At 64.6% G+C, this 13683-nt stretch carries 11 protein-coding genes; 3 read left to right on the forward strand and 8 right to left on the reverse strand.

Translation table 11 applies throughout. The features are described 5' to 3' along the window. Positions 1-30: 30 nt before the first annotated feature. A complete protein-coding gene (locus AC3WS7_RS16175) occupies positions 31-1263 on the reverse strand; it encodes an ABC transporter substrate-binding protein (protein WP_363709086.1) in 1233 nt (410 codons plus the stop codon). Between the two features lie 222 nt (positions 1264-1485). On the opposite strand from AC3WS7_RS16175, the gene AC3WS7_RS16180 reads away from it, so the two are divergent. After that, positions 1486-2757 carry a CaiB/BaiF CoA transferase family protein gene (locus AC3WS7_RS16180; RefSeq protein WP_492657087.1) on the forward strand — a complete coding sequence of 424 codons (1272 nt, stop codon included), beginning with the start codon at positions 1486-1488 and terminating at the stop codon, positions 2755-2757. Between the two features lie 21 nt (positions 2758-2778). Here the strand turns inward: AC3WS7_RS16180 and AC3WS7_RS16185 are convergent, their stop codons facing one another. Together AC3WS7_RS16185 and AC3WS7_RS16190 are read right to left on the reverse strand one after the other, a co-directional pair. Beyond that, positions 2779-4740 carry an ATP-binding cassette domain-containing protein gene (locus AC3WS7_RS16185; RefSeq protein ID WP_296469321.1) on the reverse strand — a complete coding sequence of 654 codons (1962 nt, stop codon included), beginning with the start codon at positions 4738-4740 and terminating at the stop codon, positions 2779-2781. Between the two features lie 137 nt (positions 4741-4877). After that, positions 4878-6053, reverse strand: coding sequence for a GGDEF domain-containing protein (locus AC3WS7_RS16190; RefSeq protein ID WP_492657088.1), 1176 nt, complete (start codon positions 6051-6053; stop codon positions 4878-4880). 78 nt (positions 6054-6131) lie between these two features. Between AC3WS7_RS16190 and AC3WS7_RS16195 the strand changes: the two genes are divergently transcribed. Then, positions 6132-6998 carry a pirin family protein gene (locus tag AC3WS7_RS16195; RefSeq protein ID WP_492657089.1) on the forward strand — a complete coding sequence of 289 codons (867 nt, stop codon included), beginning with the start codon at positions 6132-6134 and terminating at the stop codon, positions 6996-6998. On the opposite strand, the gene AC3WS7_RS16200 is transcribed toward AC3WS7_RS16195, so the two are convergent. From AC3WS7_RS16200 to aptA, 3 genes are all read right to left on the reverse strand, one after another. After that, positions 6970-8013 carry an LLM class flavin-dependent oxidoreductase gene (locus AC3WS7_RS16200; RefSeq protein ID WP_492657090.1) on the reverse strand — a complete coding sequence of 348 codons (1044 nt, stop codon included), beginning with the start codon at positions 8011-8013 and terminating at the stop codon, positions 6970-6972. The two genes, AC3WS7_RS16195 and AC3WS7_RS16200, sit on opposite strands and share 29 nt — an antisense overlap. A gap of 143 nt (positions 8014-8156) precedes the next feature. Next, positions 8157-9662, reverse strand: coding sequence for a CoA-acylating methylmalonate-semialdehyde dehydrogenase (locus tag AC3WS7_RS16205; protein WP_492657091.1), 1506 nt, complete (start codon positions 9660-9662; stop codon positions 8157-8159). Between the two features lie 95 nt (positions 9663-9757). After that, a complete protein-coding gene (aptA, locus tag AC3WS7_RS16210; protein ID WP_492657092.1) occupies positions 9758-11134 on the reverse strand; it encodes an omega-aminotransferase AptA in 1377 nt (458 codons plus the stop codon). 108 nt (positions 11135-11242) lie between these two features. On the opposite strand from aptA, the gene AC3WS7_RS16215 reads away from it, so the two are divergent. After that, on the forward strand, positions 11243-12172 hold the full coding sequence (locus AC3WS7_RS16215) for a LysR family transcriptional regulator (RefSeq protein ID WP_492657093.1): 930 nt from the start codon (positions 11243-11245) through the stop codon (positions 12170-12172). Between the two features lie 3 nt (positions 12173-12175). Here the strand turns inward: AC3WS7_RS16215 and AC3WS7_RS16220 are convergent, their stop codons facing one another. Together AC3WS7_RS16220 and AC3WS7_RS16225 are read right to left on the reverse strand one after the other, a co-directional pair. Beyond that, the gene (locus AC3WS7_RS16220; RefSeq protein WP_492657094.1) at positions 12176-12637 is read right to left on the reverse strand and encodes a MarR family winged helix-turn-helix transcriptional regulator; all 462 of its coding nucleotides are present in this window, start codon (positions 12635-12637) and stop codon (positions 12176-12178) included. Between the two features lie 43 nt (positions 12638-12680). Beyond that, positions 12681-13667, reverse strand: a complete 987-nt coding sequence (locus AC3WS7_RS16225; RefSeq protein WP_492657095.1) for a tripartite tricarboxylate transporter substrate-binding protein — start codon at positions 13665-13667, stop codon at positions 12681-12683. Positions 13668-13683 lie beyond the last annotated feature (16 nt).

The raw sequence follows: 13683 nt of genomic DNA on the forward strand, positions 1-13683 counted from the left end.
GGGCTGCGCACCGGGGTGAAGGTGAAAGGCTTAGCCCTTCAGGATGGCGGCGAAGGTCTTGGCGGCATCGTCCACGGACTGGTCGGTGTTCCAGAACTTGGTGATGGCGTCGTCAATCTGGCCCTTCTTCTCAGGCGCCACCAATTGGTTGGGCGACGCGAGGTGGCGTGCAGGGTCCTTCAGTGCGGCCACACCTTGTTGGCTGCAGATGTCGAGCTTGCCCATGTCCACATCGGTGCGGATCGGGATGGAGCCCTTCTTGGCGTTGAAGGCGACCTGCACGGCTGGCGAGCTGGCGACCGTGGCGAACAGTTGCTGTGCCTTGATGGCGTTGGCGTCCTTGGTCTTGGGGAACACAAACACGTCACCCTCGATCATGTACGGTGCCTTGGCACCCCAGCCGGGGAAGCAACCGAAGTCCTTGCCGGCCGTTTGTTTGGCCACGGCGAACTCGCCCTTGGCCCAGTCGCCCATGATCTGGAAACCGGCCTTGTTGGAGATCACCATGTTGGTGGCCACGTTCCAGTCGCGGTTGGGAGAGCCTGCATCCACATAACCCTTGAGGCGCTTCACATCGCTGAGCACCTTTTTGAATTCGGCCGAAGTGGCCACCGCACCGTCAGTGCTCGCGTAGAACTTGCGGTACAGGTCGGCGCCGCCGGCGGTGTGCAGGACGGCATTGAACAAAATGCCTTCTTGCCAGGCTTGGCCGCCCAGAGCCAGGGGAATGGCACCCGAGGCCTTGATCTTGTCCAGCGCGGCAAAAAACTGGTCCATGCTCTGCGGCTCGGCGGTCACACCGGCCTTGGCCAGCACGGCCTTGGAGTACCAGAACCACGAGGGGTTGTGGATGTTCACGGGCATGGCGAAGTACTTGCCGTTGATCTTGACGAACTTCTTGAGCGGCTCGGGGAAGAGCTTGTCCCAGCCTTCTTTCACGGCCACGGCGTCAATGTCGTTCAACAGGCCTTCGGCCACCACCTCGTGGTACTGCTTGGAGGTGTTGAACTGGGCCACTGTAGGCGGCTTTCCACCGGCAATGCGGTTCAGCGTGGTGTTGCGGGCGTTGTCGCCACCGGCAATGGCGGTGTCCACCCAGGTGCCGCCTGCGGCCTTGTAGGCAGCGGCCAGTTCCTGCACGGCGGCGGATTCGCCGCCCGAGGTCCACCAGTGGATCACTTCGGCGGTTTGGGCCATGGCGCTACCGGCCAGGCCCAGGCTGGCAGCCAGAGCGGCCAGAGTGGTGTGTTTGAAAGTGCGCATCGCTGTCTCCTGAAAAGTTGTTAGGTACGAAAACACAGAACCGCATGAAATCGTTGCCAATCGGCAAAAAGAACGCTTGAAAACGTTTTCAAGATAGAAATTAGAGAATTTATGCAGTTACCTGTCAACGCCAAAATCGCTTCCGGTGGCCAAACTCAGGGAAAACACCGAGCGTTTCAGGCGGGTAACATGGGCTTTTCCGCCTTTCGCGAGCCCTTCCCCATGCAAGCCACTTCCCCCCCAAACCCCGTGCCCACCGGTGCCCTGAGCCACCTCAAGGTGCTGGACCTGTCCCGCGTGCTGGCGGGCCCCTGGTGCACGCAAATGCTGGCCGACCTGGGGGCTGATGTGGTGAAAGTGGAGCGCCCCGGTGTGGGCGACGACACCCGCCATTGGGGGCCGCCCTTCCTGCAGGATGCGCGGGGCCACGACACGGCGCACGCCAGCTATTTCACGGCCTGCAACCGCAACAAGCGCTCCATCACCATCGACATCGCCAAGCCCGAAGGCCAGGCGCTGATTCGCCAGATGGCGCTGCAAAGCGACATCCTGGTGGAGAACTTCAAGGTCGGGGGCCTGGCGCACTACGGGCTGGACTACGCGAGTCTGAAAGCGCTGAACCCGCGCCTGATCTACTGCTCCATCACTGGTTTCGGCCAAACCGGGCCCTACGCCGAGCGTGCGGGCTACGACCTCATGGTGCAGGCCATGAGCGGCATGATGAGCATCACCGGTCGGGCCGATGGCGAGCCCGGCGGCGGCCCGCAGCGCGCGGGTGTGGCCATCACCGATGTGTTCACCGGCATCTACGCCACCAGCGCCATCCTGGCCGCGGTGGAAATGCGCCACCGCACCGGCCAGGGCCAGCACATCGACATGGCGCTGCTGGACGTGGGCATGGCGATATTGGCCAACCAGGCGGCGGGGTTTTTAAACACCGGACAGGTGCCGCAGCGCATGGGCAATGCCCACCCCAGCCTGGTGCCTTACCAGGACTTTCCGACCGCCGACGGCGCCATGCTGTTGGCCGTGGGCAACGACGGCCAGTTCGCCCGTTTCAGCGCCGCGGCCGGCCATCCCGAATGGGCGCAGGACCCGCGTTTTGGCACCAACAGCGAACGCGTGGCCCACCGCAGCACCCTGATACCCCTGATGTCAGAGGTGACCCAAGAGCGCACGACGGCCGAGTGGATTGCCCTGCTGGAGCATCGTGCGGTGCCCTGCGGTCCTATCAATACGCTGGACGAGGCTTTCGCCGACGCCCAGGTGCAGGCCCGGGGTTTGGTGCAAAAACAGGTGCTAGCCCCCGTGGCTACTGCGCAAACAGCTATTGAAAACATAGCAACCGTGGCCAGCCCGCTGCGCCTGGCGGACGCGCCGGTGCAACTGCGCCACGCACCACCCGCCCTGGGCGAGCACACCGAAGCGGTGCTGGCAGAGCTGGGGCTGGACGCTGCGGCCATTGCCGCGCTGCGCGCAGCGCAGGTGGTGTAGCCTCCCGGGGCCGAAGCCGGCTTAGGCCCCGCCCAACGCCTCCCAGCGCTCCAGCGCCGCCATCAGTTCTTCGTCGATCTGGGCATTGCGCTCCGACAGGGCGATGGCCCGTGCGTTGTCGCTGGCGTAGAGGCTGCCGTCGGCCAGGGCCTCGGTGATGTCGGCCTGCTCCGCTTCCAGTGCGGCAATCCGGTCGGGCAGTCCGTCCAGTTCGCGCTGGTCCTTGAAGCTGAGCTTCTTGGCCTTGGCGGGGGCCGGGGCTACCGGAGTGCTGGCGCTGACCTTGGCGCTGGCTTCCTCCTGTTTTTGGAGCTGCTCACGCTCGTAGTTAAACGGCTTGGCGGTGGTTTTGCCTGCAGCGGCGTTGATGGCGTTGGCGCGTTTGGTCTGGATCAGCCAGTCGCTCACGCCGCCTTCGTACTCGCGCCACTTGGCGTCGCCTTCATAGGCAATCGTGCTAGTGACCACGTTGTCCAGGAAGGTGCGGTCATGGCTGACCAGGAACACCGTGCCGTCGTAGCTTTGCAGCAGGTCTTCCAGCAGTTCCAGTGTGTCGATGTCCAAGTCGTTGGTCGGCTCGTCCAGCACCAGCACGTTGGCCGGGCGGGCGAACAGGCGCGCTAGCAGCAAGCGGTTGCGTTCACCACCGGAGAGCGAGCGCACGGGGGAGGTGGCGCGGGCCGGCGAGAACAGGAAGTCGCCCAGGTAGCTCTTGCGGTGCTTCTTCTGGTTGCCAATCTCGATCCACTCGGAGCCGGGGCTGATGAAGTCTTCCAGCGTCGCGTCCAGGTCCAGTGCGTTGCGCATCTGGTCGAAGTAGGCCACGGTGACGTTGGCACCCAGGCGCACCGTACCCCAGGGGCTGTGGCCGGGTTCGGGCTTGGGCGCGTTGGCCGGTGCCGGGTCGGGCTTGTGCTCGCCCAGAATGAGTTTGAGCAGCGTGGTCTTGCCCGCGCCGTTCGGGCCCAACAGGCCGATCTTGTCGCCGCGCAAAATGGTCGCGGTGAAGTTGTCCACGATCTTGCGGTCGCCAAAGGTCTTGCTGACATGCACCATCTCGGAGACCAGCTTGCCGCTCTTGTCGCCGCTGTTCACGTCCATGTTGACACTGCCCACCACATCGCGGCGCGATTCGCGGTTGGCACGCAGCTCCTGCAGGCGGTTGATGCGGGCGGTCGCGCGGGTGCGGCGCGCTTCCACGCCCTTGCGGATCCACACCTCTTCCTGCGCCAGCAGCTTGTCGGCCTTGGCGTTGATGATGGCTTCTTGGGCCAGCTGTTCTTCCTTTTGCAGCAGGTAGGCCGCAAAGTTGCCGGGGTAGCTCATCAGCTTGCCGCGGTCCAGCTCCACGATGCGGGTGGCCACGTTGTCCAGGAAGGAGCGGTCGTGGGTGATGGTGATGATGGAGCCCTTGAAGTCCACCAGCAGGCCTTCCAGCCATTCGATGGAATCCAGGTCCAGGTGGTTGGTTGGCTCGTCGAGCAGCAGCACGTCGGGCTGGGCCACCAGGGCCTGCGCCAGCGCCACACGCTTTTTGGTACCGCCAGACAGGGTGCTCACCACCGCGTCGGGGTTCAGGTGCAGGCGTTGCAAGGTTTCATTCACCCGCTGCTCCCAGTTCCAGCCGTCCAGGGTTTCGATCTCGCTTTGCATCGCGTCCAGGTCGCCATGACCCTGGCAATACTCTTCAATCAGGCCGATCACGCGCTCCAGACCTGCGCGAACAGCTATAAAAACGGTAGCATCCGCGTCGAGTTGCGGTTCTTGCGCTACGTAGGAAATACGCGTTCCGGTTTGCACCTGCAGTGTGCCGTCGTCGGGGCGCTCCATGCCGCCCAGAATTTTGAGCATGGAGGATTTGCCGGCGCCGTTGCGGCCAATCAGGCCCACACGCTCCTGCGTTTCGAGGGAGAAGTCAGCGTGGTCGAGCAGGGGGACATGCCCAAATGCCAGCTGGGCGTCGAGGAGGGTAATAAGTGCCATAAGGATCCGGGTTAGCTCCCGATTATCCCAGTTAGGCGATTTCGCGCGGCAAGAGGGGCAACTCGCCGCCGGGCCGCCCCAAGGCGAGTTGCCCCCTCGGAGAGGCCGCGACCCGCACAGCGGTGGCGCGTGGGGGCTTACACCACCCGATTGCGTCCGCGCTGCTTGGCCAGGTAGAGCGCCTTGTCCGCCTCGGTGTAGAGCGTGTCAAAGTCGCGCTTCTCTTCAGGGGTGGTGCTGGCCAGACCGAAGCTTGCGGTAACCCCGATGCGGGTGGCCTCCCAAGGGACCGGAGAACCTTCCAGTCGCAGGCGCAGCTTCTCGGCAAGCTTGCGGCCGGCTTCGACGGAGGTGTTGGGCAGCAGCACAATGAACTCTTCGCCCCCCAGGCGGCCCACCAGATCGGTGCTGCGCACGGTGGTGCTGGCCAGGGTGGCCACGTGGCGCAGCACGGCGTCGCCTGCAGGGTGGCCCCAGGTGTCGTTGATGCGTTTGAAATGGTCCAGGTCCAGCAGCAGGATGGTGGTGGCGCTGCCCTGGCGCTGTGCGCGTTTGAGCTCGCTGCGGCTCAGCTCCACAAAGGTGTTGCGGTTAAACAGGCCGGTCAGCCCGTCCTGGCGGGTCAGGCGCTCCAGCTCTTTTTGCTTGTGTTGCAGCTCGGTGTGGGCTTTTTCCAGCTGCCTCCGTTGCAGCGCAATGGTGGTGAACTTGCGCCACAGCAACACCGACAGCGCCCAGCCCATCACGCAGGCGGTGATGCCGTTGAGCCGGTTGGATAACAACAGCTCGGGTGTATGTTGCGTCCAGCCGATGACGGGGTAAAACACGAGATAGGCTGCCACGTACAGGCCGGCGGCTGGTAGCGGGCGCAGGTACATCGCCAGGCCCACACCCAGGCAGGCGATCAGAAAAGGGGAAATATTGGGAGTTACCCATTGGTCCAGCGACACGATGGCAACGGCACAGGCCAGTATCCAGGCGGCTGCCACCCAGCCCAACCAGCGCCCCGGCAGGCCTCGGTGGCGGTGGCGCAACTGCTGCGCGCCCCAGGTGCAGGCCAGCGCACCCAGGCCCATGGTGGTGTGCACCAGCAGCAGGCCCAGCTTCCAGCGGTAGGCGGCATCGCCCGCGGGGGAGCCGAGCAGCAGCACCAGAAATACCAGCACATGCAGCGCATTGAGCACCACCACCAAGGGGCCCAGCCAACGCAGGCGTTGCAGGTTGGTGGCGGAGGCCTCATCTTCCACAAGGACATGCTCGGCGCGCCAGCGCTCTAGCAGCAGGCGCAGGTCAGGGGTGTGGGGACGGTTCATAAGGCAGCCGATGACTTTAGCAGAGCAGAGTTGCTACGATGCGCAAGCAGCACCCCGCTGCATACGCCAAGGACTCTTATGCCGGAACGCATCACCCCCCGCGCCCACGATCTGGGTGGTGGCTTCACTGTGCGGCGCGTGCTGCCCGCCGTGCAACGCCAGGCCATCGGCCCCTTTGTTTTTTTTGACCACTTCGGCCCGGTGACTGCGCAACCCGGCGACAACCATGACGTGCGTCCGCACCCGCACATTGGACTGGCCACGGTCACCTATCTGCTGGAGGGGGCCATGATGCACCGTGACTCCACCGGCGTGGTTCAGCGCATCGAGCCCGGTGCCATCAACTGGATGACTGCAGGCCGCGGCATCGTGCACTCCGAGCGCACACCCGACGATTTGCGTAGCAGCACGCGGCGCAGCCATGGCTTCCAGCTCTGGTCGGCACTGCCGGCCGAGCATGAGGAAGATGCCCCGTCGTTTGCCCACACGCCAGCCAGCGCCATCCCCGAGGTGCAGTTGCCCGGTGCCACGGCGCGTGTACTCATCGGCACAGCGTTTGGCGCCACCTCGCCCGTGGCCACCTTGTCGCCCACGCTCTACCTGGCGCTGGCACTGGACGCTGGCGCCTTGCTCACCATCCCTGATGCAGCGCAGGAACGCGGCATCTACAGTGTGGACGGGCCGCTGGAGGTGGATGGTGAACTGCTGGAGCCCGGTCAGATGCTGGTGCTGGAGCCCGGCAGCACGCCCACGCTGTGCGCCCGCGAGAGCACGCGGGTGATGCTGCTGGGCGGTGCACCGCTGGGCCACCGTCACATCGTGTGGAACTTTGTCTCCAGCCGCAAGGCGCGCATCCTGCAAGCGCAGGATGACTGGGAGGCCCAGCGTTTTCCCACCGTGCCGGGCGAAACTGAATTTATTCCGCTGCCGGCACGGCGCCCTTAGCGGCGTCGGCGTGTGCATCACGCACCGCCTGGGCTGCAATGTCCAGCGCACGCAGGCGCAAGGCGGGGTCGTAGATGTCGCAGACCAGCATCAGCTCGTCGGCCTGGGTGGCCTCGGCCATCGCGGCCAGGCCGTCGCGCACGGTGGTGGGCCCGCCAATCACCGCTTCCCCCAAAAAGTCACCAATCGCAGCACGTGCTTCGGCGGGCAGCTGGGGCAAATAGTGGGGCACCGGCGGCGGCAGCGAGCCGCGCTTGCCGGTCAGGATGCCCAGCACCCGCTGGTAGATGCTGCTGGCCAGCAACTCGGCCTCGGCATCCGTGGTGGCCGCCACCAGCGGCACGCCCACCATCACATAGGGCTGGGCCAGCGTGGCCGAGGGTTTGAACAGGCTGCGGTACAGGCCGAGGGCCTGGTGCAGAAAACGCGGCGCAAAGTGCGAGGCAAAGGCGTAGGGCAGGCCCATGTGCGCGGCCAACTGGGCCGAATACAGGCTGGAGCCCAGCAACCAGATCGGTACCTCGGTGCCAGCACCGGGCATGGCCATGATCTTCTGCCCGGGCTGCAGCGGGCCCAGCAGGGCCTGTAGCTCGGCCACATCGCGCGGGAAATCCTCTTCGTTCTCCACCTTGGCGCGGCGCAGGGCACGCATGGTGGCGGGGTCGGTGCCGGGTGCGCGGCCCAGGCCCAGGTCGATACGACCGGGGTAGAGCTCGGCCAGCGTGCCAAAGGCCTCGGCCACCACCAGCGGTGCATGGTTGGGTAGCATGATGCCGCCCGAGCCGACGCGGATGCGCTCGGTGCCGCCCGCAATGTGGCCGACCAGCACGGCTGTGGCCGAGCTGGCGATACCGGGCATGTTGTGGTGTTCGGCCAGCCAATAGCGGCTAAAGCCCAGGTGTTCGGCATGGCGGGCGGTGCGCAGGGCAATCTGCAGCGCCTCGGCCACCGTGCCGCCCTCGCGGACGGCCACCAGGTCCAATAGCGACAAACGGGTGTTTTTCAGTGCATTCATGGGGCCATTGTCTTGGGAAGCCTAAAACCTTGTGCCAGCTTGTGTGATGGAACTGTGGCTGTGGGGCGGCCGGACCCCTGCGCGGAACATTAAAAAGGGCTTGCCAATTGGCAAGCCCTTGCGGGGTGAAGGCCGACGCAGGGTTAGCGGCTGCTGGGGAAGCTGAACACCGCCCCTTCGCGCACCCCAGCCGAGGGCCAGCGCTGCGTGATGGTCTTGCGCTTGGTGTAGAAGCGCACAGCGTCGGGGCCGTAGGCGTGCAGGTCACCAAACAGGCTGCGCTTCCAGCCACCAAACGAGTGGTAGGCCACCGGCACGGGCAGGGGCACGTTCACGCCCACCATGCCGACCAAAATGTTGTCGGTGAAGTAGCGGGCCGCCTCGCCGTCGCGGGTGAAGATGCAGGTGCCGTTGCCGTATTCGTGGGCGTCGATCAGGTCCATGGCCTCTTGCAGCGTCTTGACGCGCACCACACCCAGCACCGGGCCAAAGATTTCTTCCTGGTAAATCACCATGCCGGGTTTGACGTGGTCGAACAGGCAGGGGCCGAGGTAGTAGCCGTCCTCATGGCCGGCGATGGTCAGGCCACGGCCGTCCACCACCAGCGTGGCGCCTTCTTTCACGCCCTGGTCCACATAGCCCTTCACCTTCTCGAAGTGCGGCTTGGTGACCAGCGGGCCCATGTCCATGCCGGGGGCGGTGCCGGGGCCGACCTTCATCTTGGAAATCTCGGTCTTGAGGCCGGCAATCACGGCGTCGGCGGTGGCGTCACCCACGGCGACCACCAGCGGGATGGCCATGCAGCGCTCGCCGCAGGAGCCGTAGGCGGCACCCATCAGCGCGCTCACGGCATTGCCAATGTCGGCATCGGGCATGACCACGGCGTGGTTCTTGGCGCCGCCCAAGGCTTGCACGCGTTTGCCGTGGGCGCAGCCGGTGGCGTAGATGTATTCGGCAATCGGGGTGGAGCCAACAAAGCTCACGGCCTTCACGCGCGGGTCGGTCAGCAGCGTGTCAACGGCCTCCTTGTCGCCGTTGACCACGTTGAGCACGCCGGGTGGCAGGCCCGCTTCGAGGGCCAGTTCGGCGATGCGCAGCGTGGAGCTGGGGTCGCGCTCGGAAGGCTTGAGCACAAAGGTGTTGCCGCAGGACACGGCCATCGGCCACATCCACAGCGGCACCATGGCGGGGAAGTTGAACGGCGTGATGCCGGCGGTGACGCCCAGTGCCTGGAATTCGCTCCAGCTGTCGATGGCCGGGCCGACGTTTTTGCTGTGCTCGCCCTTGAGCAGCTCGGGCGCATAGCTGGCGTACTCCACGTTTTCAATGCCGCGCTGCAGCTCTCCCAGGGCGTCGCTCAGCACCTTGCCATGTTCGGCGGTGATGAGGGCGCAGAGTTCCTCGGCGTGTTTTTCCAGCAGCACCTTCAGGTTGCCCATGACGCGGGCGCGCTTGAGGGGCGGCGTGTTCCGCCAGGCGGGGAAGGCGGCTTGTGCGTTGGCAATTGCTTCTTCCACGGTGGCCTTGGGGGCCAGCAGCACGCGTTTCTCGGCTTTGCCGGTGGCGGGGTTGAAGACGTCTTGCGCGCGGTCACCGCTGGTGACGAGTTTGCCGCCGATCAAGTGGCCGACGATGGGGAGTGAGGACATACGGTGTTTTATAAAGAAAATAGGGCGCTAGCCCGCATGAAATATGCGCTAGCAGCTATGAAATTAATAGTAATACATGGTGCGGCAAAGCCGCCTTACGCCGTCTCGTTGATGGCCTCGCCCAGCGCGTTGACCAGGCTGTCGATCTCCGCCTCGGTGGTGATGAACGGTGGCGCCAGCGCAATGCAGTCACCGGCGTAGCGCACGTAAAAGCCCTTGTCCAGGCAGCGCATGGCCACCTCGTAGGGGCGCTTGGCAGGCTCGCCGGGCACCGCAGCCAGCGTGAAGCCGGCGGACAGGCCCAGGTTGCGGATGTCGGTGATGTGCTTGGTGCCGCGCAGGCTGTGCACGGCTTTCTCAAAGTAGGGCGTCAATGCGTTCACGCGTTCAATCATGTTTTCCTTGACCAGCAGGTCCAGCGCCGCAATGCCGGCCGCGCAGGCCACCGGGTGGGCGGAGTAGGTGTAGCCGTGGGGGAATTCCAGCATGTAGTCCGGGCCGCCCTGCGCCATGAATGTGTCGTAAATCTCTTTCTTGGCCACCGTCACGCCCAGGGGCTGGGCGCCGTTGGTGATTTGCTTGGCCGCGTTCAGGATGTCGGGCACCACGCCAAAGTAGGCCGCGCCGGTGTAGGCACCCAGTCGGCCAAAGCCGGTGATCACTTCATCAAAAATCAGCAGGATGTTGTTCTGCGTGCAGATTTCGCGCAGGCGCTGCAGGTAGCCCACGGGTGGCACCACAATGCCGGCCGAGCCGGACATGGGCTCCACGATGACCGCGGCAATGTTGGACGCGTCATGCAGCGCGATCAGGCGCAGCAGCTCGTCGGCCATGTCGCCGCCTTTTTCGGGCAGGCCCCTGCTGAACGCGTTGGATGCCAGCTGGGTGTGGGCCAGGTGGTCGGCCTCAATGCCCTGGCCGAAGGTCTTGCGGTTGGCCGGCAGGCCGCCCACCGAGATGCCGCCGAAGTTCACGCCGTGGTAACCCTTTTCGCGGCCAATCAGGCGGGTCTTGCTACCCATGCCCTTGGCGCGCCAGTAAGCGCGGGCCATCTTGAGCGCGGTGTCTGCGGACTCAGAGCCGGAGCCGGTGTAGAACACATAGTCCAGGCCCTCGGGGGTCAGTTCCACAATCTTGTTGGCCAGCTCAAATGACAGCGGGTGGCCAAACTGGAAGGCGGGCGAGTAGTCCATGGTCGCCATTTGCTTGCTCACCGCCTCGGTGATCTCGCGGCGGCCATGGCCCAGGCCCGCGCACCACAGGCCAGAGAGGCCGTCAAAAATCTTCTTGCCATTGGAGTCGGTGAAGTAGGCGCCTTGCGCACTCACCATCATGCGGGGATTGGCCTTGAAATCGCGGTTGCCGGTAAAGGCCATCCAGTGCGACTCCATCCATTCGCGGGACATGGGGAAGGTGGATGCGCTGGTGACGGCTTCGCCAGTGGCGGGGCTGCTGGTGTCGTTGAGCTTCATGGGGAACTCCAGTGGGTGGGGTGGGTAAGCCTTCTCGGGCGATGGTGCATTGTGGGTAGCTCTGTTACTCTTATAAAGTCACAAATATCACTATTTACTTCGCAAGTTATGAAAGTAAAAAACAAAGCGGTCCTCGGCCAGATCAGCGACATGGACCTGCGCCTGCTGCGCGTGTTCAAGGCCGTGGTCGATTGCGGGGGCATGGCCGCGGCCGAACTGGAACTCAATATAGGCACATCCACCGTCAGCCGCCACATCAAAGATCTGGAAACCCGGCTGGGCCTGACCCTGTGCCGGCGCGGCCGGGCCGGTTTTGCGCTCACGGCCGAGGGTGAAAAGATCTACGCCCAGACCAGCCAACTGCTGGCCGCTACCGACGCGTTCCGCAGCAGCGTGGACGAAATCCACCAGCGCATGGGCGGGCAGCTACAGGTGGCGGTGTTCGACAAAACTGCCAGCAACCCGGCCAGCCACATTGCCGAAGCCATCGCTCACTTTCATGAAGAAGCTCCAGATGTCGCTCTGAACCTGCACGTCGCCACCCTCACGGCCATCGAGCGTGGTGTGCTGGACGGGCAGTTCCACGTGGGCATCATCCCCGGCCATCGGGCGTCGGACGTGCTGGACTACACGCCGCTGTTTGACGAACACATGCTGCTGTACTGCGGCACGCGCCACGCACTGTGGAATGCCAACCACCGCACCCTGAACTGGGACACGCTGGCCAAACACGAATTCGCGGGGCTGGGCTACCACTCGCCCAATATGGAACTGAGCCAGCGCATGCGCCTGCCGCGCCGTGCCACAGGCTTTGATCAGGAGTCCATCGCCACGCTGATCCTCTCCGGCCAGTTTCTGGGCTTCCTGCCTGACCACTACGCGGAAAGCTTTGTGCGCCGCGGCCTCATGCAGGCCGTGCGGCCCGACCTGCTGCACTACGCCTGCCAGTTCTTCGCCATCACACGCAAGTCACCGCAGCCGAGCCGGGCGACGCGGGCGTTTCAGGAGTGTTTGGTGCGGGCGCATGCAAGCGCCTGAACGTCAGACATAAATCTTCCGCAGCAACTGCATCAGCGTCTTGCGCTCCGCCGCACTGAGCCGGGCGGTGGCCGCCTCTTCCAGCTCGAACGCGGTGACTTCGGCCTGTTTCATCATTTTCTTGCCGGCAGGCGTCAGGTGCAGGCCCATGGCGCGGCCATCGTGCGGATGGGGGCGACGCAGGATCAGCTCGCGGGTCTGCAACTGGTTGACCATGCCGACCAGGTTGGGTGGCTGGAGGTTCAGGGTCGCACAGAGTTGGCGCGACGTGATGCCGGGGTTGTGCCCGATCAGCGAAAGCACGGAAAAATCGACCGGACGAAGACCGTACACCGCCATGTTGCGCAGAAAGGCGTCGACGATGACCAGCGTTGCGCGCCGGGCGTTGTAGCCGACCAGGCTGTCTAGAAAACGGGTGTCGACCTGATCGACGCTGGGGTCAGGAGAGGGCTTGCGGGTGGCCATGGCCCATCATAAAGGGCCGCAAATCTGCGGCCCTGGTCTCTCGTCAGGATTCTGCGGTGAAGCCGATCTGCTTCACCAGAGGCCCCCAGCGTTCGTACTCGGCCTTTTGGTCTACGGCCATTTCCTGCGGCGTGCTGCCGCGGGCGACCAGGCCGACGACGGCGAGCGCATCGATCACTGCCTTGTCCTTCAGGGCCGCCGTGATCGCGGCGTTGGCTGTGGCAATGGTGGCGGCCGGCGTCTTGGCGGGTGCGTAGAAGCCGAACCACTCTTCCGAGGTCACGTCCGGGTAGCCGAGTTCCATGAATGTTGGAACCTCGGGCAGGTAGGGCGAGCGCTTGCGGCCCGAGGTGGCCAGTACACGCACCTTGCCGGTCTTGATGTGCTGCAGGTAGTCGCCGCTCGGGTTCATCGCTGCGGCGATCTGACCGCCGACCAGATCGGTGATGCTGGGCACCGTGCCGCGGTAGGGCACTTGCTTGAGTTCCACACCGGCACGCAGGCCCAGCAGCGCGCCCAGCAGGTGGGGCATGGAGCCGGCGCCCGGTGTGCCGTAGCTGGCCTGTGCGGGATTCGCCTTGGCCCAGGCGAGGAAGTCTTTCAGCGTCTTGACTTCGGCGGGTACGGCTGGACCGACGGCCAGGCCGTGAAACATGATGGCGCCGATGGACACTTGGGTCACGTCTTCCGGTTTGTAGGCCAGGTTGGGGTAGATGTAGGGGTAGACGGCCAAGGCCGATACCGGTGCCAGGGCCAGGACCGAGCCGTCGGCGGGCGAGTTTTTCAGCGTCTCAATGGCGATGCGGCCGCCGGCTCCCGGCTTGTTTTCCACAAAACCGGCGAGTCGGCTGTACGGCGTGCCCGCGAGCTTCTCGGCGACCCGCCGCGCCACGCTGTCACCGGCGCTGCCGGGCGGGAAACCGTAGAAGATCTTGACCTGTTCCAACCCCTGGGAAAAGGCGGAAAAAGGGGCCAGTGCACCGAGGGCGGTGGCACTGGCGGCGGCTTGGATGAGTTGACGGCGTTGCATGGTATTTGTCTCCTTG

Source organism: Rhodoferax sp. EU05-FHT12H12 (genome assembly GCF_058791215.1).